The organism is Deltaproteobacteria bacterium PRO3 (genome assembly GCA_030263375.1).
GTDB lineage: Bacteria > UBA10199 > UBA10199 > DSSB01 > DSSB01 > DSSB01.
In genome coordinates this window covers 20,108-40,929 of the sequence record SZOV01000004.1, presented here as the reverse complement: position 1 = coordinate 40,929, position 20,822 = coordinate 20,108, and the positions used below count along the sequence as shown (strand labels likewise).

At 63.0% G+C, this 20,822-nt stretch carries 21 protein-coding genes; 12 read left to right on the top strand and 9 right to left on the bottom strand.

Annotated features, from left to right (window positions below; translation table 11 throughout):
- Positions 1–2: 2 nt before the first annotated feature.
- Both FBR05_01425 and FBR05_01420 read right to left on the bottom strand, forming a co-directional pair.
- Positions 3–581: a hypothetical protein gene (locus FBR05_01425; protein MDL1870848.1), complete on the bottom strand. Its 579-nt coding sequence runs from the start codon at positions 579–581 to the stop codon at positions 3–5.
- Position 582: 1 nt separating this feature from the next.
- Positions 583–1,332, bottom strand: a complete 750-nt coding sequence (locus FBR05_01420) for a hypothetical protein (GenBank protein MDL1870847.1) — start codon at positions 1,330–1,332, stop codon at positions 583–585.
- Here FBR05_01420 and FBR05_01415 point away from each other — a divergent pair.
- The 4 genes from FBR05_01415 to FBR05_01400 all read left to right on the top strand — a co-directional run bounded on the left by FBR05_01415 (position 1,331) and on the right by FBR05_01400 (position 4,233).
- Positions 1,331–2,350, top strand: a complete 1,020-nt coding sequence (locus FBR05_01415; GenBank protein ID MDL1870846.1) for a 3'-5' exonuclease — start codon at positions 1,331–1,333, stop codon at positions 2,348–2,350. The two genes, FBR05_01420 and FBR05_01415, sit on opposite strands and share 2 nt — an antisense overlap.
- 50 nt (positions 2,351–2,400) lie before the next feature.
- Positions 2,401–2,628, top strand: coding sequence for a hypothetical protein (locus FBR05_01410; GenBank protein MDL1870845.1), 228 nt, complete (start codon positions 2,401–2,403; stop codon positions 2,626–2,628).
- A complete protein-coding gene (locus FBR05_01405) occupies positions 2,615–2,998 on the top strand; it encodes a PIN domain nuclease (GenBank protein MDL1870844.1) in 384 nt (127 codons plus the stop codon). Before FBR05_01410 ends, FBR05_01405 begins: the two co-directional genes overlap by 14 nt.
- 161 nt (positions 2,999–3,159) lie before the next feature.
- The gene (locus FBR05_01400; GenBank protein MDL1870843.1) at positions 3,160–4,233 is read left to right on the top strand and encodes a hypothetical protein; all 1,074 of its coding nucleotides are present in this window, start codon (positions 3,160–3,162) and stop codon (positions 4,231–4,233) included.
- Here FBR05_01400 and FBR05_01395 read toward each other — a convergent pair.
- The 5 genes from FBR05_01395 to FBR05_01375 all read right to left on the bottom strand — a co-directional run bounded on the left by FBR05_01395 (position 4,230) and on the right by FBR05_01375 (position 12,292).
- Positions 4,230–6,638 (bottom strand): plasma-membrane proton-efflux P-type ATPase, encoded by a 2,409-nt coding sequence (locus tag FBR05_01395; GenBank protein ID MDL1870842.1) that lies wholly within the window; start codon positions 6,636–6,638, stop codon positions 4,230–4,232. The two genes, FBR05_01400 and FBR05_01395, sit on opposite strands and share 4 nt — an antisense overlap.
- Before the next feature lie 69 nt (positions 6,639–6,707).
- Positions 6,708–7,526 carry a polyphosphate kinase 2 family protein gene (locus tag FBR05_01390; GenBank protein ID MDL1870841.1) on the bottom strand — a complete coding sequence of 273 codons (819 nt, stop codon included), beginning with the start codon at positions 7,524–7,526 and terminating at the stop codon, positions 6,708–6,710.
- 23 nt (positions 7,527–7,549) lie between these two features.
- Positions 7,550–8,158, bottom strand: a complete 609-nt coding sequence (gene maf, locus FBR05_01385) for a septum formation protein Maf (GenBank protein MDL1870840.1) — start codon at positions 8,156–8,158, stop codon at positions 7,550–7,552.
- A 16-nt stretch (positions 8,159–8,174) separates the two neighbouring features.
- Positions 8,175–9,347, bottom strand: coding sequence for a tRNA-dihydrouridine synthase (locus FBR05_01380; GenBank protein ID MDL1870839.1), 1,173 nt, complete (start codon positions 9,345–9,347; stop codon positions 8,175–8,177).
- 17 nt (positions 9,348–9,364) lie between these two features.
- Positions 9,365–12,292, bottom strand: coding sequence for a hypothetical protein (locus FBR05_01375; GenBank protein MDL1870838.1), 2,928 nt, complete (start codon positions 12,290–12,292; stop codon positions 9,365–9,367).
- A gap of 201 nt (positions 12,293–12,493) precedes the next feature.
- Between FBR05_01375 and FBR05_01370 the strand changes: the two genes are divergently transcribed.
- The 3 genes from FBR05_01370 to FBR05_01360 are packed head-to-tail and all read left to right on the top strand — an operon-like array spanning position 12,494 to position 14,288.
- Complete coding sequence (locus tag FBR05_01370; GenBank protein ID MDL1870837.1) at positions 12,494–12,739, top strand: BolA family transcriptional regulator; 246 nt, start codon at positions 12,494–12,496, stop codon at positions 12,737–12,739.
- Between the two features lie 13 nt (positions 12,740–12,752).
- On the top strand, positions 12,753–13,076 hold the full coding sequence (gene grxD / locus FBR05_01365; protein ID MDL1870836.1) for a Grx4 family monothiol glutaredoxin: 324 nt from the start codon (positions 12,753–12,755) through the stop codon (positions 13,074–13,076).
- A gap of 9 nt (positions 13,077–13,085) precedes the next feature.
- Positions 13,086–14,288: a DEAD/DEAH box helicase gene (locus tag FBR05_01360; protein ID MDL1870835.1), complete on the top strand. Its 1,203-nt coding sequence runs from the start codon at positions 13,086–13,088 to the stop codon at positions 14,286–14,288.
- 34 nt (positions 14,289–14,322) lie between these two features.
- Here FBR05_01360 and FBR05_01355 read toward each other — a convergent pair whose 3' ends face one another.
- The gene (locus FBR05_01355; GenBank protein ID MDL1870834.1) at positions 14,323–14,613 is read right to left on the bottom strand and encodes a hypothetical protein; all 291 of its coding nucleotides are present in this window, start codon (positions 14,611–14,613) and stop codon (positions 14,323–14,325) included.
- 154 nt (positions 14,614–14,767) lie between these two features.
- Between FBR05_01355 and FBR05_01350 the strand changes: the two genes are divergently transcribed.
- The 3 genes from FBR05_01350 (at position 14,768) to FBR05_01340 (ending at position 18,344) form a co-directional block, all read left to right on the top strand.
- Complete coding sequence (locus tag FBR05_01350) at positions 14,768–15,955, top strand: hypothetical protein (protein MDL1870833.1); 1,188 nt, start codon at positions 14,768–14,770, stop codon at positions 15,953–15,955.
- 280 nt (positions 15,956–16,235) lie between these two features.
- Positions 16,236–16,889, top strand: coding sequence for a hypothetical protein (locus FBR05_01345; GenBank protein ID MDL1870832.1), 654 nt, complete (start codon positions 16,236–16,238; stop codon positions 16,887–16,889).
- Between the two features lie 246 nt (positions 16,890–17,135).
- Positions 17,136–18,344 carry a hypothetical protein gene (locus tag FBR05_01340; GenBank protein MDL1870831.1) on the top strand — a complete coding sequence of 403 codons (1,209 nt, stop codon included), beginning with the start codon at positions 17,136–17,138 and terminating at the stop codon, positions 18,342–18,344.
- Between the two features lie 6 nt (positions 18,345–18,350).
- Here the strand turns inward: FBR05_01340 and FBR05_01335 are convergent, their stop codons facing one another.
- A complete protein-coding gene (locus FBR05_01335; GenBank protein MDL1870830.1) occupies positions 18,351–18,848 on the bottom strand; it encodes a hypothetical protein in 498 nt (165 codons plus the stop codon).
- Positions 18,849–18,996: 148 nt separating this feature from the next.
- Between FBR05_01335 and FBR05_01330 the strand changes: the two genes are divergently transcribed.
- Together FBR05_01330 and FBR05_01325 are read left to right on the top strand one after the other, a co-directional pair.
- Complete coding sequence (locus FBR05_01330; protein MDL1870829.1) at positions 18,997–20,046, top strand: methyltransferase domain-containing protein; 1,050 nt, start codon at positions 18,997–18,999, stop codon at positions 20,044–20,046.
- Between the two features lie 62 nt (positions 20,047–20,108).
- Positions 20,109–20,810, top strand: a complete 702-nt coding sequence (locus tag FBR05_01325; protein ID MDL1870828.1) for a carbonic anhydrase — start codon at positions 20,109–20,111, stop codon at positions 20,808–20,810.
- Positions 20,811–20,822: the final 12 nt, after the last annotated feature.

Genomic DNA, 20,822 nt, shown 5'->3' with positions numbered 1-20,822 from the left:
GTTCAACCGCATTCCCCGACGTTTTGAACGAGGTCTAAGGTTTTGAAAACGAAGGTCGCCAGGACACGCCGCGACTCGACGCCGTCGGTGAAGGTGAGGTCGAATTCGACGAGGTCGTCTTCCAGGATGGTGACTTTGCCGGAATAGGTCGTTGGCAGCCACCATCCTATCCCATCGGGATCCGGGGTAGGAGGAGGAAACGCCTCTTTATAGACTACATCCATTCCGTCGACCTCATAGGGGGTAGGAGGGATTTCAAAAACCTCGCCTTTCTTCTGTTCAAAAATATCTTCCCCCCCCGGCAATGCATTTTCACGGAAGAAAAATTGGAAAGTAACTTGATTTTGGGGAAATGTCTTATCGGGCCGCTCATACCCATCATTTACAAGAAAACTACCATGCCGAATCGGCCTAAAAGGCTTGATATCCAATTCGAATTGGACAAAATCAGCGTTAGTGATAATCAGATGGAATTCCCCATATTCTGTATACATCGTTGGAGTTCTTAATTCTTGGCAGGAACTGCATGCCTGCAAGAATCCCATTCCTAAAAAGATTAATGAAAAAATTATTCCTTTCAAATCAACCTCCTCCTTGGAGAAAGAAACAGTCGGGAAACTCTTCTACGTCCGTAAGGCCATCACAATCATCGTCAACGCCGTTATTGCAATTACCAACGTCAAAATGTTCTGTTGAAGCTGCCTCTGGATTGGGAAAACACTCCTGACAAACAGAGTCAACTTGGATCTGGCAGACTCCGAGACCACATATGACTGGGGCATCTGTCTCGTCAATAATCCCATCACAATCATTATCGACATTATCACAATCCAAAATACCCGGTGCATACTCCTCCGGCCCCACTGTCCAGCATCCTCCACAGACATTACTCACACCCTCGTCCACCGCACCATCGCAGTCATTGTCGATATAGTCGCAGACCTCGGCGGGCTCGGGGCCACAGGTTCCGCAAAGATTCAAAACACCCTCGTCCACCGCGCCGTTGCAGTTGTTGTCGACTCCATCGCAGGTTTCCGGCTGAGGTACCGTCCCGGAGCAGGAGTCCGACCAAGTTCCGCCCGGTAGGCATTCCTGCTGCCCTAGGGAGCAAGGTCCCAAATCGATACCGCAGTCTCGAACAGCGCCGGGGGCGCAGGCACAGCCTTCGTCCGTTACTCCGTCGCAGTCGTTATCGAGGCCGTCGCAAGACTCAGGCACCGGCCTGACCTCGCCCTGGCAGCTAATCTGGCCATTACTCAGTTGAAGATGCGGGCGAGGGCGACTTGGGAGGGAGACGAGAACGCCAAGGAAGAAGCGGGCAAAGAAATCCATGCAAACCTTTGCGGAATTTCCTTACCCGAGGAAATCACAACCGGTGGGCCCTTTATCGGCGGGCCCTTCCCGGCGGTTGCCGCAGGGGTTTAGCGCCCCCAAGGCGGAATGGCAAGCCGTATCCGGGGACCATCTATGCGCCGCGGGCGACTTGCCCTTCGGCACCTCCCATGCTAGCGCCGAGCGAGGTACCCAAGCCCCTTCATCGCAATTTTCGCGGAGCCCAATTATGTCCTCCCAATTCCGCTACCTCGTCTACGACATCGAGACACGCATCGACAAAGCCCTGCTCAACCGCGTCCTGTACGCCGGCCAGGCCCTCGACGACGAGCAGGCCTATCAAGCCCAGCTCGCCGAGCTGGCCCAGGACGGCCGCGACTTCATCAACCCCGCCTTCCACGTCCCGGTCTGCATCGCGGCGGTCGGCCTCAATCCGGATTTCGAGATCCTCAAGATCGGCCTGCTGGGCAAGGACGGCAAGACGCCCCGCGCCTTAGTCGAGCACTTCTGGGAAACCTACAATCAAAACCGGCCGGTGCTGGTCGACTTCAACGGCAAGGGCTTCGACCTCCGTGTCCTCGAGCTCTGGGCCTTCCGCTTAGGCTTGAGCATCCGCGAATCGCACTACGACAAGTTCGGCCCGCGCTACCGCTTCAACGAGGAGCACCACCTCGACCTCCATGAGTTCCTCACCAACTACGGCGCGATCCGCTGGAAGGGCGGACTCAACCTCTTCTCGAAGATCCTGGGCAAGCCGGGCAAGATGGACACGAAGGGCGACATGGTTCAGTCGCTCTTCGAGGCCGGCGACCTGTTCCGCATCGAGGACTACTGCCTGGGCGACGCGATGGACACCTACTTCGTCTTCCTCCGCACCCTCGTCCTGCGGGGCGTGATCGACTTGGGGCGCGAACGCGCCTTGGTCGAGGCCGCGGTGGCCGAAATGGAAAAGCTCCGCGCCGCCGAAGGCTACTTCAAACCCTACCTCGAAGCCTTTGGATACTGGAAACCGGAATAAACCACCCGCCTTGACATAAAGACCCTCTGTAGCTATCCTAAAGCCCATATATGGCGCTGAACATCCATACAGACCCCCAATTCGAGAAGCGCTTGGAATGGCTATCCCGCCGTCTGAAGAAAACCAAGACCGATGTGATCAAAGAGTTGGTCTTCGAAAAATACCACCTTAAAAAATCCGGGTTTCGTTTCGGTTCGCTCAAGGACGTAAAAAAGGTTCCTTCAAAAAAACTGCAAGAAGAACTCAAGGCATTGGACCGCGACCATGATTTGGATTGATTCCAGCTTTGCCGTGGAATGGCTTTTGGGAACCGATAAAGCCAAACGGATCAAACTCCCACAAGAAGCCTTGGGAATCCTTCCGCAACAGTACGCGGAGACCTTCGTCTTCTTCTTGCGGCGAGGACTGGATCCCACAGCGATCGCCAACGAGCTGGAATCCCTCGAGCTCATGGCTCCGGAAAAAACTCACCTTCAGTTAGGGGCGCAACTGTATGCCAAGGCGAGGCTTTCCAATAAAAGCAAAGCCTCGCTGGCGGATGCCGTTTTGGCCGCCGTCGTGCTCGTCAACGGAGAGAAGCTGCTCGCCTTCGATCGCGACTTTTCGGAGCTCGGACTCCATGAGAAAAACGCCCTTTGGCAGGGTTAGCCGCGTGCAAGTATAACTCATTGAAATTAAAAGTATTTTTTATTGAATTCGCGACGCCGCAGAGCGGCATCTTTTTTCCGCTCCGCGCCCGGTAACTTTCTTGCGTGATTCCCGATACTTCAGGTATGCGGCTCGGGCCGCGACGACGGGGGTACGCAAAGATGGGTGATCCAACTCTGGATCTATCGTTGGAAGGGAGCTTTCCCTTCCACGAGATCAACAACGACTATATCTACGGGCTGAGGCTAGCGCCTCGGTTTCGCTACGAGTTCAACGACAAGATCACGACCGTCGTCGGCCCCGCCTTGCAGGTCGGCAACGAGTCCGGGCTCTCCGACGCCAAGATCCGCCTGCTGCGCCTCTCCCCCGATCCCCGGCTTTTCAAGATCGAGGGCACCGACAGCGACCTGCGCATCGACATCCCCGAGCTCTACGCCCAGTTCAAGCCGTCTTCCCAGTGGCAGATCCGGCTCGGCCGCAATTACTGGGACAACACCCTGCAGCGCCGCTTCCGCGACTGGTCCTACGAGGGCTTCACCGACGGCAACTTGGCCGATCCCAACATCCGCCTCGGTTGGGGCGGCGACGTCCGCTTCCACCAGCCGATGACGGAAAAATTCCCGGTCGACCTAAGGCTTTCTCTCTCCGGGGCCTTCGGGGGGAAGAAAGAGGGCATGGGCCTGCTGCAAGGCCTGCTGACCTTCAACATGTTCAACCCCGACAAGATGCCGGGCTGGGTGACCGTGATCGGCGGCAGCCTCGGTTATGTGAATTACCCGGAAGGCAGCCTGCCCGCCCTGCTGCCCGGCATCAACGCGACCGACGCCGGCGGCGGACTGACGCCCAGCGCGTATTTGCAGCAGGGCTTCGGCGACCACTTCGACATCCAGGCGGGCTACGGGCAGTTCGTCCCCGTCCACACCGCCTCGGGCGAGGGCCTGACGCCGCTGAAAGACCGCAAACAGTTCAGCCTCGGCGCCGATTTGCATTGGCGCTACTGGGGCCTGCACGCGAATTACGCCCGCGTCTGGCGCGACGACCTGGCGGGATTCGAAGGCACGAAGGTCGAGGACCAATTCGGCGCCTCCGCGCGAGTCATGATCTTCGGCGACAAAAGCCGCGTGCTGAACTTTGTACTGGGGACGCTCGCCACCCGCAGCGACGACAAGTTCAATATCGCCGGCTACGGCGCCTTCGAAATCGGCATCCAGCGCTTCGCGCCGGGGAAATTCTAATTCCGTCCCTTGGCAAGCATCCGATAGGCCAAGAGCTTTGCCTGGTCCTCAATAAATAGCCAAACCAAGACATAGCCCCAGACCAACCCCGCCCACTTCCACCCGAGCGGCGTCATGAACAGGCCGTAGACCGCGATGAAGGTCGCGAGAATCTGCGTGGCGAGCACCGCGCCCAGCAACAGGTTCGAGGGGCGCTCCGACCAGAAGGGACCTCGGGTGCGGGCGACGAAGACCGTGACGTGCCCGGCGATGGAGAGCTTGAGGTAGATCAGCGTCTGGATCAAGTCGCGGCTCAGGTGGAAGTATCGGTCGGCGACGAAAAAGACCGCGAAGGACTCGATCACCCCCACCACGCCCAACACCGTCGCGACGCCCAAGACGCGGCGCATGTCCCAGGCCTCCGGTCGATTGGAGAATTTCGCGTTGTCGTAGGCGATGGAGAGGATGGCCCCGTCGTTGAGCAAGGCGAGCAGGACGATCATCACCGCCGTCACCGGATAGAAGTTGAAGGCCAGGATCGAGAGGGTCATGAAGAGCAGGACGCGGATCGTCTCGGCGATGCGGTAGATCGCGTAGGCGTTCATCCGCTGGAAGATGCGCCGCGCCTCCTGGATGGCCGTCACGATCACGGAGAGCCCGGGCGTGAGCAGGACGATGGCCGCCGCCGCCCGCGCCGCGTCGGTGGCGTTGGAGACCGCGATGCCGCAGTCGGCCTTCTTAAGGGCCGGCGCGTCGTTGACGCCGTCGCCGGTCATCCCCACGATGTGCCCGCCCTGCTGCAGCGCCGCGACGATGCGGTATTTGTGTTCGGGGAAGACCTGGGCGAAACCGTCCGCGCCCTCGATCTCCTTCAGGGTCGCCCTCGTCTGCGCCGCGTCGCCAAAGGCCAAGGTCCCGGCGTCGAGGATGTCCGTCCCCATCCCCAATTCTCCGGCGATCTGCCTGGCGATCGCCAGCTGGTCGCCCGTCACCATCTTCACTCCCACGCCCATCGCCTCGGCGGCGGCGATGGTGGCCCGGCTGTCGGGCCGCGGCGGGTCCGAGAGCGGCAAGATCCCCAGCAGCCGCCAGACGCCGGGCGCGTCCGCGCGCGCGACCACCAAGGCGCGCGTGCCCTGGGCCGCCAGCGCGGCCACCTGCCGGTCGATCTCAGAGCGCGCCGCCGCGTCCGCCGCCAGCGCGGCGATCACCTGCGGCGCCCCCTTCGTCACCCAATACTCCCGGCCGTCGGGATCCTCCACTTGGGCCTCGGTGCGCTTGCGCACCGGATCGAAGGGCTGGAAATGCAGCACCTGGTGCGCGGCGAGGGATTTCTCGTCCTTGACGCCAGCGAGGACCGCCAAGTCGATGGGGTCGCGGTCCTCCGCACGCGAGGCCAGGGCCCCGGCCAAGACCAGCTCTTCCGGAGTCGTGCCCGTGAGGCAAATGGGCTCGCCCAGGGAGAGCTTGTTCTGCGTCAAGGTCCCCGTCTTGTCCGAGCAGAGCGTGTCCATCCCCGCCAGCTCCTCGATCGAGGAGAGACGGCTGACGATCGCCTCCTTGCGGGCCAAGAGCCGCGCCCCCACCGCCATCGTCACCGAGAGCACCGTCGGCATCGCCACCGGCACCGCCGCCACGGTGAGCACCAGGGCGAACTGCAGCGTGGTCAAGAGCGGATCGCCGCGCCACAGCGCCGCGATCAGGATGGCGGCGACCAAGACGAGGGCGCAGACGATCAGGTAGTCCCCGATCTTGAGCACCGCCTTTTGGAAGTGGCTGACGCTTTTCGCGTCCGCGACCAGCTCGGCGGTCTTGCCCAAATAGGTCTTGAGGCCGGTCGCGCTGACCAGGGCGTCGCATTCGCCCTGGCGCAGGATCGATCCCGAGTAGAGCGACTCGCCCTGGCCGTGCGTCACCGGCAGGGATTCGCCGGTCAGGGCGGACTGGTCCACCTCGATCGGATCGCTCGTCAGGACCACCGCGTCGGCGGGGACGATGTCGCCCAGGCGGATCCGGATCAAGTCGCCGGGCACCAGCTCGCGGGTCGGGACATCCAGCCAAGCCCCGCCTCGCTTCACCTTCGCCTTCAAGGCCAGCTTCGCCTTAAGCGCCGCGATCGCGTTGCCCGCCTGGAACTCTTCCCAAAAGCCCACGACGGCGTTGATCACCAGCAGGACCAGGATGATCCCAAAATCCGCCCAGTGCCCGACCAGGGCCGAAAGCACAACAGCGACCTCGATCATCCAGGGGATCGGCCCCCAGAAATAGGAGAGGAATTTCAAGACGGGGTTGGCCTGCTTCTCGGGGAGGGCGTTGGGGCCGTCCTGCGCCAGGCGCCGCGCCGCCTCGGCCGGGCTTAGCCCCTGTACCGGATCGGCGCCGAGGCGCTGCTGCCATTCGCTCAAGCTTAGGGTGGGGACGCTCATCCTCTCCTCCGGAATTTTCGGAATGATAGCGGGGCCTCGGATTCGGCGGACCCGCACGGGGAACGGCGGCTAAGGTACCTTGATCTTGTCGAAGTTGACCCCGGGTGCCGCCGGCGGGAACTTGAGCTTCATGCCCTCCAGGGTCTCGATGATAATCTTGCCCACCACGTAGTTGCGGTACCACTTGTGGTTCGCAGGCACGACGTACCAGGGCGCTTCGCGGGCGCTGGTAGCGGCGATCGCCTCTTGATAGACCTGGTGGTAATGCGACCAGAAGCGGCGCTCCTTCACGTCGTTCAAGCTGAACTTCCAGCGCTTTTGCGGGTTGCGCGCCCGGGCCTCGAGGCGCTGGCGCTGCTCTTCCTTCGAGATATGCAGGAAGAATTTCAGGATGACGGTGCCGTTGCGGACCAACAGGTCCTCGAAGTCGTTGATCTCGCGGAAGCGCCGCGCCGCTTCCTTGTCCGAGACCAGACCGTGCACGCGGGTGACGAGGACGTCCTCGTAATGCGAACGGTTGAAGATCCCGATGAAACCCTTCGCGGGGACCTTTTGGTGCACCCGCCAGAGGTAGTCGTGGGCCAGCTCTTCCTCGGTGGGCACCTTGAAGGAGTGGACGACGCAGCCGGTGGGGTTGACCCCGTCCATCACGTGCTTCACCGTGCCGTCCTTCCCCGCGGTGTCCATGCCCTGCAGGACGATCAGCAGGGACTGCTTCCGGGAGGCGTAGAGCCGCTCCTGCAGCTCGTCGAGCTTCGAGAGGATCTGGCGCGTGTGCTGTTCCGCCTTTTTCTCGCCGTCCTCGTTGGCTTCGTAGTCGCCGGTATCGGAAGGATCGTACTTCTTGAGCTTGAAGTTCTTCTTCGGGGAAACCAGGTACTGTTTCATGGACGCTCCCTTTTGGGGGAGGATTATGGCCCGGGAAACGGGGCGGGTGGAAACGAAATCGACGGCTCGAGGCCGAAATCCCGCAGGGCCTCGGCCAGCTCGTGCAGCGGCAGCCCGACGGCGGCGTAGTAGTCCCCTTCCACTGCGGCGATCAAGTGCCGCCCGGCGCCCTGGATGGCGTAGGCGCCGGCCTTGTCGAGCGGCTCGCCCGTCGCGACATAGGCCCGCCGCTCGGCCTCGGTGGAGACGCGCATCGCGACGGTCACCTGGCTCAAAGCGCCGGCCCATTTGCCGGTCGAAGTCTCGAGGACCGCGACCGCGGTGAAGATCTGATGGATCTTGCCGGAGAGCGTCTCCAGGATCGCGACCGCGTCCTCCGGATCCCTCGGCTTGCCGATCTTTCGGCCGTCCAGGGCGATCAGCGTGTCGCTGCCGATCAGCAGGGCGTCGGGGAATTCGGCGAGCAGCGAGGCGGCCTTGGCGCGGGCGAACTCCATCGCCTCCTCCGCGGGGGAGAGGGCAGGGTCGCTGGCCTCCTCGAAATTCGGGGCATGGCACTCGAAGGGAAGCCGCAGATGGGACATCAGCTCGCGACGACGCGGGGAGGTGGAGGCGAGGATCAGGCGTTTCATAGTTTTACCCGGAGTCTCAATTTGCACCGGAACCCGCCATTTCCAAACAGGAATAGCCGGACTTGCCCGACAGTAGGTCGTCCCGATTCAAAGCAACCAGATATTCCCGCAAAATTCTCTCCACATCTTCCGGACACCTTGTCTGGAACATCCGGTTCCTCAGCTCCGCCGCCCGCGGGATCCCCTTGCAGTAAAAGGCGAAGTGCTTGCGCATCGCGGAGAAGCGTTTCAGCCCCTTGATTTCCTCGAAGAGCCGCGCGTGCTCGAGCAGGATCGCAAAGCGCTCCTCCAGGGAAACCGGGGCGTCCAAAGGCGCGTCGTCCGGAAGGCCCGCGGCGGCCGCCTTTAAGGCCGTCTTGCCGCGAAAGATCCAAGGCGCGCCGATCGCCGCGCGGCCGATCAAGATCCCGTCGACCCCGCTCTGGCGAATGCGTTGCAGGCCCTCCTCCAAGGTTTGGATATCCCCGTTGCCCAGGGCCAAGGTCGGCGTTTGATGAATAACCTCGGCGGCCCGCGCGATGGCGTCCCAGTCCGCCGAGCCGGTGTACATCTGCTTGAGGGTGCGGCCGTGCAGGGAGATCACGGCGGGCTCGGTCTCCAAGAGGTGCTGCACCCAATCCTCGACGATGATCGAGTCGAAGCCGAGCCGCGTCTTGACCGAGACGGGGATGACCCGCCGCTCGGCGACGCGCTCGACGCCGGCGCGGGCCAGGTTCATCCGCCGCACCTTCATCGCCATGCGCGGCTTCAGGCCCAGGTCCTCGGCCGAGAGCCCGTTGCTCCAGTCGCGGATCCCCGCCTGAACCCGGCGGACGATCTCCTTGGCCAGCTCCGGCGTGCGGATCAGGCCGGCGCCGCAGCCCCGCGAGGCGACGTTCTTCGCGGGGCAACCCATGTTGACGTCGACGCCGTCGAAGCCCAGCTCGCAGGCGAGCACCGCAACTTTATAAAAGGCCTCGGGTTCCTTGCCGTAGATCTGCGCGACGGCGGGACGCTCGGCCTCGGAGTAAATAAAGTCGTCCAACATGACGTCGGCGTTGCGCGACAGGCCCTCGACGTTGGTGAACTCGGTGAGCACCACGTCCGGCCCGCCGTGCCGCGCCGCGACCCGGCGGTAGGCGGCGTCGGTCACGCCGTCCATCGGCGACAGGCCCAGGATCGGCCTTTGCAATGTGTTCCAGAAGTTCATGAAATAACGTTTCCCGTCTATCCCAACACCTGTATCGACATCTCTAATTCGCCGCGGCGCCTCCTCAGGCGCTCGACCTCCTCGCCCTGCGGCGGCAGGGCCGCCATCACGCCGTCGAGACCCTGCAGGGCGCGCTGGTAATGGGCGCGGGCCGTCGGACCGTCTCCGCGGAAGCGCGCGATGTCGCCCAGCTGAAAATCGCACTCCCAGAGCCGCTTCGCGCCGGGGAGTTTCTCCAGGATCTGCCGCGCGCCCTGCAAGGTCTTGACGGCGGCATCCAGGCGCTCGAGGTCGCGGCTCTGGATCTTGCCGACGACCAGCAGGGTCTCGCCCTCCAGCTCGCCCAGCTTGAGCCGCCGCGCGATCTCGAAGGCCTTGCGCGAGTCCCGCTGCGCGGACTCGAGGTCCCGCGCCGCCTCGGCGAATTCCGCCCGCTCGAGCAGCGCCCGGGCGTAGGCCGCCTCGTCGGGGGACTTAGCCAGGGCCGCGACCGCCTCGCCGAGCCGCGCGCCCGCCCCCCGCAGGTCCTCGCGCACCATCAGGATGCGGGCCCACAAGCGGCAGATCCGCGCCTGCGCGGCCAAGTCCCCTTGAAAAAGGGCCCAGCCCAGGGCCTCGTGACAGAAGATCTCCGCCCGGTCGGAGTCGAGGGTCTGAAAACAATGCTCGGCGTAGACGGCATAGGCCTCGGCCAGGGCCCCGCCGTGCCGGGCGGCCTCGAGGGCGCCCAAGGCCTCTTGAAAGTGCGACTCCGCGCCCTCGAAATCGGTGGCGGCCGCGTAGAGTTGCGCCACGGCCAGCTCGATGCGCCCCCGCAGCTCGTCCTTTTCCGGCGCGCCCGCGGCGGCGGCCAGGGCCTGCTGGAAAAAACCCAGCGCCTTTCCGCCGTCGCCCGCGCGCCGGGTCGCGACGCCCAGATGCAAGAGGACCCGCGCCTGTCCCGCGGCCTGGCCGGCGGCCTTGTAGGCTTGGAAGGCGTTCTTGAAGGCCGCCTCGGCCTGCGGGGCCTTGCCGGTCGCATCGAGCGCCAGCCCCAGCGTTTCGAAGGCCAAGGGCTTGGCGGCGGCGTCCAGACCGTTCACGAAGGGCGCGGTCAAAAGCTTGAGCGCCTCGGCGTGATCCCCCCGGGCGACGGCCGCGCGCGCGCGCAGCAGCGACGCAGCGGGCGGGGCGCCTTCGGCCGGAAAGAAACGCCCCAGCGCCTCCCGGACCTCACCGGCCCAGCCGCGGCGCAGGACCTCCTCCAGCGCCGCCAAGAGATCTTCGGGAGACAACCCGCCCTCGGCCGCCGAGGCAAGCCCCAGCTCGGATTGGAAAAACTCCTCGCCGCCCTTCAGGCGCCGGCGCAGCCAGCCGGCGCGCAACCAGGCCTCGAGCTCGGGCTCTTCCCGCAGCACGGCCGCGGGCCAGGGCACCGGCGCAGCGGCGAGCCGGGCCAGGCGCCGGCGCGAGGCCTCCGGCAGCGTCGCCCAGGGAGAGCCGAGCTGCGGCGAACCGGCGCCTCGCGAGAATTTCTCGACGTCCAGCCTCCAAACCGCGCCCTCGCGGCGCAAGACGCCCTGGCGCTCCAGCGCGGCCGCGCCCGCGGCCAGCCCCCCGGGCAGGCCGCGAAAGCGCGCCTGCAAGGCCTGCGGCACCCGCGCGTCGAGCTTGCCGAAGGCGGCCTCGCAGAGCGCCACCGTCTCGGCGGGGCTCATCGCCTTCCACTCGACGCGTTGCCAGCCCTGCTCCGCCTTCGCCCAGGCCATGTCCCGGCCCAAGGCGACGACGTGGCCGTAGGGCCGCGCCGCGAGCCAAGCCTCGATCGCCGCGCGGTCCGCGTCGTCGACAATCAGGTAAGTGGGAACGGAGGGGTTGAGCGAGACCTCCCCCTGGATCAGGGAAAGGTTTTCTCCCAAGAGTCGAAAGACGCGCTTCTGATTGCTCCAGAGCAGACGTTCGAGCCAGCGCGCGAAAAAGCTCTTGCCCGAGCCCTCCGGTCCCTGGATCGCCCAGCGCCCGCCTTGAATGGCGATGCGCCGGAATAATTTCAGGGCCTCCTTGGAACGAAAGACCTGCTGCGGGTCGCTGAAGGCCGGCGGCCAAGGCAAGGCGTCGGTCGGGAAGGACGCCCCCACTGCGGCCTGCAGGGCAGCCAACGCCTGTTGCGGGCTCTCGAAGCGGCCCTGCGGGTCTCGGTTCAATAGGTGCTGAATGAAATCCGACAGCGGCGCGGGGGCCCCGGCCACCACCGACTTGAGGGCCGGGGCATCGCGCTGAAACTGGGCCTGCAGCAGGGCGGCGGCGTCCCTCCCCTCGTAGGGAGGCCGGCGCGCGAGGACCGAAAAAAGCAAGATCCCGACCGAGTAGAGATCCGCGCGCAGGTCGGGGCTGCGGCGCAGGGCGTACTCGGGCGCCGCGTAGGGCGCGGTGCCGATCGCGTTGCTATCCGCGGGATTGTAGGGATGGAGCAAGGCCATCCAGCCGTAATCGACGAGCTTCAAGAGCGGGGCCCCGGAGGCGTCGGCGCCCAGCAAGACGTTTTGCGGCTTGAGGTCCAGGTGCGGGACGTTGTGGGCGTAGAGCCGGTCCAAGGCCAGGAGCAGCTGGCCGAAGACCCGCCAGACCTTGTCCAAGGGCGCGCCGGACAAGGCTTGGAGGATCGGGACCCCTTCAAAAAATTCGGTATTGAGGTAGGCACGGCCTTCCTCCCAACCGTAGTCGAGGACCCGGACGAGGTTGGGTTGAACCAAAGCCGCCCAACGCGGGAAGACCGCGTCGACGATGTCGGGATTTTCGGCCGAGAGCTCGGGACTCAAGAGCTTGCGGACCACCGAGGCTCCGCCGGTCTGGGAGTCCGCACAGAGATAGGTCTCGGCCTTGGCGCCCGCCCCCAGGCAGCGCAAGACGGAGTAACGGCCCCCTCCGGTCGCCACGGCCGCACCGGAATCGAGTTCTTGGCTCATCCGAGGAGGTTTTCATATTCCTCAATAAGATTCAACGGATAGATTTGTCGAGGCAGGGAGCCTGAGGCCGCGGGGACCGCTTCCGATCCGATCCAGGAAAGGAAAGCGGCCCAAGCCGCCGCTTGCCTACGATGAGCCTTGATTATTTCCCCCACTTGGTTAATGAAGTGCAACCCGTTGTCCTCAAAGGAGGTTTTGTCCATGATGCATCCGGAAGAAGTCCGGGAAAAACTGGTCCAGTCCTTTCCCAACAGCGAGGTCGTCGTCCAAGACACGACCGGCACCATGGACCATTTCCAGGTCCTGATCATCAGCCCCCTCTTCGAGGGCAAAACCATGGTCGAACAGCACCAGATGGTGTACAAGGCGCTGGGGGACCTGATGAAAGAGGCGATCCACGCCCTGGCCCTGAAAACCTATACCCCCCAACAGTGGAAAAACAGCTAAGGAGAGCGAATCCATGTCCGACGTCCAACAGACCATCGCCCAGCAGATCCAAGACAATAAGATCCTCATCTATATGAAGGGGACCCCGGCCTTCCCGCAGTGCGGTTTCTCCGCCGCGGTGGTCGACGTCTTCAACCGCCTGGGCGTGCCCTACCAGACCGTCAACGTCCTGGATAACCCCGAGATCCGCGACGGCATCAAGGCCTTCTCGAACTGGCCGACCATCCCGCAGATCTACATCGATGGAAAATTCATCGGCGGCTGCGACATCGTCCGCGAGATGTACGCCCGCGGCGAGCTGCAACCCCTCGTCCAGGCCGCCGCCCAAAAAGCTTAAAACGCATCCATGGAAACCACCCAACGGCATTTTAAAGACCTGGGCCTCTCCGAGCAGCTGCTGCACAGCCTCGAAAAGGCCGGCTACCACCACCCCACGCCCATCCAGGAGGCCGCGATCCCCGTCGCCATGGCCGACAACGACCTGATCGGCATCGCGCAGACCGGCACCGGCAAGACCTTGGCCTTCGTGCTCCCCCTGGTCGAGAAGCTCCAGGGCATCGAGGGCACCCGCGCGGTCATCCTCTGCCCCACTCGCGAGATCGCGCTGCAGACCCACGCGGCGATCGAGAAGGTCGGTACGCCGCTCAAAGTCCACTCGGTGGCGATCATCGGCGGCAAGCCCATCCGCAGCCAGACCGCCGCCCTGCAAAAACACCCTTCGATCCTCGTCGCGACGCCCGGCCGGCTCTGCGACCACATGGAACGCCGCAACGTCCATATGGGCAATATCAGTTTTTTGGTGATGGACGAGGCCGACCACATGCTCGACCTGGGCTTCCTGCCGCAGATCCGCCGCATCCTGCGCGTGCTGCCGAAGGACCGGCAGACCCTGATGTTCAGCGCGACCATGCCCTCCGAGATCACGCGACTGGCCGAGCAGTATCTCAACAACCCGCAGCGGGTCGAGATCGCGCGTCCCGGCACCGCCGCCGAAGGCATCGAACACGCCCTCTACGTCATGGAACCGCAGCACAAGCGCGAGGCCATCCTCAAGCTCTTGAAGGCGGAGGCCGATTCCACGCTGGTCTTCACCCGCACCCGGCTGGACGCCGAATGGCTGAGCCGCCTGTTGGCGAAAGAGGGACATTCGGTCGAGGCGATCCACTCCGACCGCAGCCAGGGCGAGCGCATCGCGGTGCTGCAGGGCTTCAAGGACGGCAAGTTCCAGATCTTGGTGGCCACCGATATCGTGGCCCGCGGCATCGACGTCAAGGGCATCGGCCATGTCGTCAACTACGACATCCCGCAGACGGCCGAAGACTACGTCCACCGCAGCGGCCGCACCGCGCGCATGAACGCCACCGGCCGCGCCTCGACGCTGGCCACCTGGGTCGAGAGCCATTTTATCGAGCAGATCGAGAAACAGGTCGGCTTCCAGCTGCCGCGCAAGCAGCTCGAGGGCATCCCCGCCTTCGAGGAAACCCCCGCGATCCCGGTCACGCCCTTCGGAAGGATCGGCACGCGCGGCAAGCGGGTGCGGCTGCGCTGATCGGACGTTCTTCGAAAATTTCGGGAGTATAATATTAAGAAGTGAAGGCGGGGACGCGCTGGGCGCCCTGCAGCTTCGCGACGTAGTTGCGGGCCTGGTTCCAGAGCTGGCCGCGGGTGAACTCGACGATCTTGCCCAAGTCTTCCGAGCGGGCGAAGGGGTCGGAGAGGAAGCAGCGCTCGATGTTCGACATGATCTTTTCCGCCAACTGGATCTCCTTCACGGCCTGCCGGGGCTCTTGGCTGGACAGGGTCCGCTTCAGCTGGGTCACCACGCCTTGGTAAAGCTCTTGAATCGTCGGGTCCTGGCTGAATTGGGATTCCATAGCGCCTCTCCTTCAGTTGGAGATAATTGCAACGCGGATGCCAGTCTTTCTTATTAATTAAGATATTGAAATTATTTGATAATTTTTAATTAATTTAAATTTTATACATTTATTTTATAAATTTTATTCAAAAAATTATTCTATATTTTTAAATATGGACCCCTTCCTGCAAGCCTGCGCCGAGACCTCCGACTACCTGGCCCGCGACCCGAGCCCGGTCCCGGTCCATGTCCGGCTACAAAAGGACCCTCGGCTGCGCGAGCTCGCCCGCGCCGTCGCCGAAGGCCTGCACCGCGGCTTCGAGGTGCATGTCCCGGCCTCCCCGCCGGCCGGGCCCGAAGCGCCGCGGACTTGGAAGGCCGTCACCTGGAACATCGAGCGCGGCAAGCAGCTCGCGGCCCTACGGCACAGCCTGAGCGAGGACCCGCGCCTCAACGACGCCGATTTCTATTTCCTCACCGAGGTGGATTGGGGGATGGCGCGCTCCGAGAACCGCAACGTCGCGGCCGAGCTGGCCGAGGCCCTCGGCCTTCACGCCTACTTTGCTCCGTCTTACTTCAACTTCACCCTCGGCCACGGCTCCGAGCGCCACCAGGAGGGCCGGAACGCCCTGGGGCTTCACGGCAAGGCCATCCTCTCGCGCTACCGCCTCGAGAACCTCCGCGTGGTCCGCATGGACAACGCCATCGACAAGCTCAAGTCCAAGGAGGCGCGGCTCGGCGAGAAACGCGCCCTACTGGCCGACCTCAAGCTCGGCGGCGAGACCTTGACGCTGGCCTGCACGCACCTGGACGCCTTCTCCTCGCCGCGGGCCCGGGCCGCGCAGCTGGGAAGGGCGATCTCGGCCCTCGACGAACGGCCTCGCGCCCTGGTCGCCGGCGACTGGAACACCAACACCCTCGACACCACGCACGGCCCGGCGGTTTTGCTAAGCGTGCTCCGGCAGGTCTTGGTGACGGGACCCCAAGCGATGATTCGCAGGCATTACCCGGGACCCGAGCATAAGTTTGACCGCCCCCTCTTCCGCATGCTCGAGGGACGCGGCTTCGATTTCCGCGCTTGCAACGAGCCCGGCGCCGGCACCTACGACCTGGTCTCCGACGACCGCGACCTGGGCCACATGGCCCGGGACCAATTCCCCGAATGGATCGTCCGATGGATCAACCGGCAGATCCAAAAGGGCGGTGGAAAGATCAGCCTGAAGCTGGATTGGTTCGCAGCGCGGGGCCTGCGCAGCCTCGAGAGGCGGGTGATCGCGCTGCAGCCCGGGGTCGATTACCCCGCCGGGGCGAGGCCCAGCGACCACCACCCCGCCGTCCTGCGCTTCGAGCTGGCCGGCTGATCCCGATCCCGCGGCCCTCATCCTTTTGTTTTTCAAGATCCGAAATAAACGGCTTTTTCTTTCCCCTTTTGAGAAGCAGGGTATCAAATTCCCTCAGCCCGCCCCTTTCCGAGGGGCTCACCCCCCAATCGCCTTGCATGCCCCTCAATGGACTCCAAGAGACTCCGCTAAAATCGCCGGTAATATCGGTGTCTTATAAAAACACCCTCCTCGGCTCCCCTTGGGAAAAGTTTTGGCCTCGGGCTTGCTTATGTATGCGGTCGTAGAACAGGGGGGCTCGGTGAAAAAATCCAATCCAATTTTCTTAGTTCTTTTTTCAATGTCTCTCGCAGCCTGCGGTAACGTCGATTCTGCGGAGCAAATGGATACCTCGGACCTGTCGCCGGAAATCGTTTCTCCCCATCAGGGGTCCGGGCACCGGCCCTCCGACTCCGCGCTTCCTCCGGGAGCGGTTTCTCTGAATTACAGCCTCAGCTTTAATTACGCGCAAATCCGCTGGAGCGCCTCCTATGTAGCATCGGCTTTCCTGCGGGTGCCGACGAACTACCGATTCGCCGATCCGATTTCCTTCTCGCAGTTCGCGGGGGAGGCCAACGATCCCTATGCCTTTGCTCCGCTTTCGAACGAGTCCGAACTGCTGGGAAATTTGGCCGGCTCGCCCTTTGCCGCGGGCGTCGGTTCGCTTCCCATAAACTACTGTAAGATTCCTCGCGCGGGTATTCAGGGGATTTCGAGCGAGGAGTGTTACGCCTCCAATCCCAATACCAGGCCGTACAACTACATCGACGTCATGATCCCTCGAACGGGAACTCACTCCCACGTCGGTCTTTTAAAGTTCCGGCTGCCGGCCAAGAAGAACGTATTTACCGTATACTATCGCGACTGGGCGAACCGCCTCCATAAGACCCAAATCAAGGTCGCGCGTCCCGGCTAATTCCCCGGACCGGTGGCGTTTCCCCGATGGATGGTTTAAACTAGCCCGGTGCGCCGAAGACGCCGGTTCCTGGCTTTCACCGCTCTGGCCTTAGCTCCAGCGATCCTTCTCTCGATCGGCTTCGCCTGGTTCTGGTTTCGCGCTCCGGATCCGAGCCCCCTCCAAAACGCCAATCCGAAGACGACTAGTTTCATCAAGAGGAAATGTGAAGCGGAGTGCTCCATCGCCTGGACGCCTCTTGCGAGGATGTCGCCGTTTATTCCGCAAGCCGTCGTGGTGGCGGAGGACTTCCGATTTTATTTTCATCCAGGTCTTGATTGGAAAAGCCTTCGGGCAGCGTTCTGGATCAATCTCAAGCAGGGAAAAATCGTCTGGGGCGGCAGCACGATCACCCAGCAGCTCGCCAAGAATTTGTATCTAGGCCCTGAAAAGACCCTGTCACGCAAACTTCGCGAGGTGATTCTCGCCCTGAAGCTGGAACGAAGCCTGACGAAAAACCGGATTCTGGAGATTTACCTCAACGTCGCCCAATGGGGCCCTTCCCTGTTCGGGGTCACAGCGGCTTCCCGACACTACTTCGGCAAGCTGCCTGAAGAACTGGGGCCCCTGGAAGCCTCGTATTTGGCCTCGATCCTCCCGAACCCCGAACGCGCCGATGAAGAGAATTTCCACGAACGTTTCACCGAGGCGGGCAGCCGCATTTTCGATCTCCTCCTTCAATCCTATCTTCCTCCCATTCGCCGGGAAAAAACCGCGGAGGCTTGTGACGACCGCTTGACCATAGAGGAATCCGAACGGACGGACTACATCGTCGCCAAGGTTTTCAGCACCTTCGCCAACGACATCCTCTCGGGGCGGGCTTTTTTGCTCACCGAGGAACGGCTGTGGGAATCGCTTGAGACGGAGGAAATCGCCTTTATTCGAAGCTTGCTGCAGAAGAAACGAGAACGCCGCCCCCTGCCCTTACTCGCCTGCGAACGTCCCGCCGACCCCGCCCAAGCGAGACTCATTCCGCTCGGGCAGGCCTCGAACGAATATGGCAACCGAACCTACTGGATCCCGCAACCCGCTTACGCGTCCCTTCATTCCTTGTTCGCCCGGGCTCATGCCGATGGAATCCCGCTGATCGTCACCTCCGCATACCGCGCGGCCGGCTACCAGCACTACCTCATGCTCGCCTTTCTGCGACAGGATGCTTACTGCCTGAGTCGGACATTCCAAAGGGTCGCCCTTCCCGAGGAAAGCGAGCACTCCTGCGTGGATTTTCCCGCGATAGATTTCGGCGTCTTGGGCGACACGGATATTCCGTTGGAACAAACCGAGGCCTTCCGCTGGCTGGAGCGGAACGCGCCCCTGGCGGGTTTTCGCCTCTCTTATCCATTGAACAATGCTTTAGGCATGGCCTTCGAGCCCTGGCATTGGCGATGGACGGCTAACGCGGCGGAGGGACATTAGCGCCGGTTAATCCGCCTCGAGGCCATCCAACCATCGAGGGACCTGAAAACGCCCAGGTGTGGAGGTCCCTTCCCCCGGCAGGTTGGGTTCATTCACCGGCTCGAGCTGCTGGAACGTGCCCGGATGTGTCCGGAATTCGCGGGGGTTGACGGGCTCGACGCCCTGAAGGTCGGGCTGAACGGTGAAATCGACCGCCTTGGTCGCCGGCTTGCAGGATTCGAGGGAGGCATCCGGATTATTGAAGGTGCAGGTGCAGCTCCTTTTTCCATCCGAGGTATTCGTTTCGGAATACGAGCCGCATGCCTCCCGGCAACAGCTGAGCTTTTCGTCGCAGTTTTTCCCAGCCGAGCAATTGTCGAAATATTGCGAGCGCGACGTGGCCATTGCCGGATTTTGAATGTCGAGCAAGCCCAGGCAGGCGACAAGCGCAAGCTTCCAGGGAAGTCCTTTCATAAGCGTCCCTAAATCTCCATAAATCGTAGACAAGTCGGTTTCTCCCGTCAAGGGACTACCGCGCTCCCCGCAGCGACCACGCCCCCCTTCCGCCCTTTAAGCCGGCCGGCTGATCCCGGTCCCGCGGCCCTCATCCTTTTGTTTTTCAAGATCCGGAAAAAGGCTTATCCTTGTCCCCGTTCGAATAAAAGGAGGGCCTATGGATCTCAATCCCCAAAAACTGGAAGCCTTTATGAATCGTGCCGTCGGCGAGATCGGCGCCGCGGCCAGCGCCGTGATGGCGCTGATCGGCGACCGGCTGGGCCTCTACAAGGCCTTGGCGGAAGGCCCGGCGACGCCGGGGGAGTTGGCAAAACGCACCGGCACCGCGGAGCGCTACGTCCGCGAGTGGCTGAGCAACCAAGCCGCCGGCGGTTTCGTCGCCTACGACGCCGCGAGCGGAACGTTCTCCCTCGAGCCCGAGCAGGTCGCGACGCTGGCGCAGGAGGACAGCCCTTTCTTCCTGCCCGGGGCCTTCCAAACCATCGCCTCGATGTTTCTCGACCACGAAAAGATCGTCGAACGCTTCAAATCGGGCGAGGGCCTGGACTGGGGCGGCCACCACCACCTGCTCTTCACTGGTACCGAGCGCTTCTTCCGGCCTAACTATATCGGCAACCTCATTCAATCCTGGATTCCGGCCCTCGACGGCGTCGAGGCCAAGCTGAAGGCGGGCGCGAAAGTCGCCGACGTCGGCTGCGGCCTGGGGGCCTCGACGATCCTGATGGCCCAGGCCTATCCGCAGTCGAAATTCTTCGGCTTCGATTTCCACGCGGCCTCCATCGAGGAAGCGCGGCACCGCGCCAAGCGTGCGGGCGTCGCCGACCGCGTCGACTTCGAGGTCGCCGAATCCACGAACTACCCCGGCAACGACTACGACCTGGTCGCGCACTTCGACTGCCTACACGACATGGGCGACCCCGTAGCGGTGGCCCGCCACGTCAAGCAGAGCCTCAAGCCCGACGGCACATGGATGATCGTCGAGCCCCGCGCCGGCGACAAGCTGGAGGACAACCTCAACCCGGTGGGCCGGGTGTTCTACGCAGCCTCCACTTGCGTCTGCGTGCCGGCCTCGCTGGCGCAGGACGGTCCCGCGCTCGGCGCGCAGGCGGGCGAAAGGCGGCTGCGGGAGATTTTGGAAAAGGGCGGCTTCGCCAAGATTCGGCGCGCCGCCGAGACGCCCTTCAACATGGTGTTGGAGGCGCGCTAGGCGATTTCAGCTACTTCGGAAAAACCAAAGCTTGGTCATGAAATTATCCGCTTCAAGGCGGAATGCCGACAGGTTTAAACGCTCGAACCCCAAAGGAGATCGCAATGTCCCGACACGTCCCAGCCGCCCTCTTGCTCGCCGTTCTAGCTATCGCCCTTTCCGCGGAGACCCGCGGCCAGGCGCCTCAGGGTCCCGACGCCGCCCTTCAGGCCCTCAAAGATGGCAACGCTCGCTTCGCGGCGGGTCAGTTGAAACACCCCCACCAAAGCCCGCAACGCCGCGGCGAGATCGCGCAGAAGCAGGCGCCCTTCGCCTCGATTCTGGGCTGCGCGGACTCCAGGGTCCCGCCCGAGCTGGTCTTCGATCAAGGACTGGGCGACCTCTTCGTCGTACGAACCGCCGGCAACGTAGCCGACCCCGTCGCGATCGGCAGCCTGGAGTTTTCGACGGCGGTCTTGGGCTCCTCGCTCGTCGTCGTCCTGGGCCACGAGCGCTGCGGCGCGATCGACGCCACCCTCAAGGGTCAGCCGGTCCCCGGCGACATCCAGAAGGTCGTCGACGCGGTCAAGCCGGCCTTGGCCGGGGATTCCTGCAAGAAATCCAACCAAGTCCTCGACTGCTCGATCCAAGCCAATGTCAACTACATCGTCCACCGGCTCTCGACCCAGGGCTCCGTCCTGCCTGATCTGGTGAAGCAGGGAAAAATCAAGATCCTCGGTGCGGTGGTGGACTTGGACAGCGGCCAAGTGGACTGGAAAAACTAACCGCCCGCCGAG

What these genes read in the sequence shown, in the direction of transcription:
- FBR05_01350 (MDL1870833.1), top strand. Translation starts at nt 14,768, where the DNA reads ATGGACCCCTTCCTGCAAGCCTGCGCCGAGACCTCCGACTACCTGGCC.
- FBR05_01405 (MDL1870844.1), top strand. Translation starts at nt 2,615, where the DNA reads ATGATTTGGATTGATTCCAGCTTTGCCGTGGAATGGCTTTTGGGAACC.
- grxD (MDL1870836.1), top strand. Translation starts at nt 12,753, where the DNA reads ATGTCCGACGTCCAACAGACCATCGCCCAGCAGATCCAAGACAATAAG.
- FBR05_01355 (MDL1870834.1), bottom strand. Translation starts at nt 14,613, where the DNA reads ATGGAATCCCAATTCAGCCAGGACCCGACGATTCAAGAGCTTTACCAA.
- FBR05_01420 (MDL1870847.1), bottom strand. Translation starts at nt 1,332, where the DNA reads ATGGATTTCTTTGCCCGCTTCTTCCTTGGCGTTCTCGTCTCCCTCCCA.
- FBR05_01390 (MDL1870841.1), bottom strand. Translation starts at nt 7,526, where the DNA reads ATGAAACAGTACCTGGTTTCCCCGAAGAAGAACTTCAAGCTCAAGAAG.
- FBR05_01360 (MDL1870835.1), top strand. Translation starts at nt 13,086, where the DNA reads ATGGAAACCACCCAACGGCATTTTAAAGACCTGGGCCTCTCCGAGCAG.
- FBR05_01330 (MDL1870829.1), top strand. Translation starts at nt 18,997, where the DNA reads ATGGATCTCAATCCCCAAAAACTGGAAGCCTTTATGAATCGTGCCGTC.
- maf (MDL1870840.1), bottom strand. Translation starts at nt 8,158, where the DNA reads ATGAAACGCCTGATCCTCGCCTCCACCTCCCCGCGTCGTCGCGAGCTG.
- FBR05_01340 (MDL1870831.1), top strand. Translation starts at nt 17,136, where the DNA reads ATGTCGCCGTTTATTCCGCAAGCCGTCGTGGTGGCGGAGGACTTCCGA.
- FBR05_01400 (MDL1870843.1), top strand. Translation starts at nt 3,160, where the DNA reads ATGGGTGATCCAACTCTGGATCTATCGTTGGAAGGGAGCTTTCCCTTC.
- FBR05_01370 (MDL1870837.1), top strand. Translation starts at nt 12,494, where the DNA reads ATGATGCATCCGGAAGAAGTCCGGGAAAAACTGGTCCAGTCCTTTCCC.
- FBR05_01415 (MDL1870846.1), top strand. Translation starts at nt 1,331, where the DNA reads ATGCAAACCTTTGCGGAATTTCCTTACCCGAGGAAATCACAACCGGTG.
- FBR05_01375 (MDL1870838.1), bottom strand. Translation starts at nt 12,292, where the DNA reads ATGAGCCAAGAACTCGATTCCGGTGCGGCCGTGGCGACCGGAGGGGGC.
- FBR05_01395 (MDL1870842.1), bottom strand. Translation starts at nt 6,638, where the DNA reads ATGAGCGTCCCCACCCTAAGCTTGAGCGAATGGCAGCAGCGCCTCGGC.
- FBR05_01380 (MDL1870839.1), bottom strand. Translation starts at nt 9,347, where the DNA reads ATGAACTTCTGGAACACATTGCAAAGGCCGATCCTGGGCCTGTCGCCG.
- FBR05_01325 (MDL1870828.1), top strand. Translation starts at nt 20,109, where the DNA reads ATGCCGACAGGTTTAAACGCTCGAACCCCAAAGGAGATCGCAATGTCC.
- FBR05_01410 (MDL1870845.1), top strand. Translation starts at nt 2,401, where the DNA reads ATGGCGCTGAACATCCATACAGACCCCCAATTCGAGAAGCGCTTGGAA.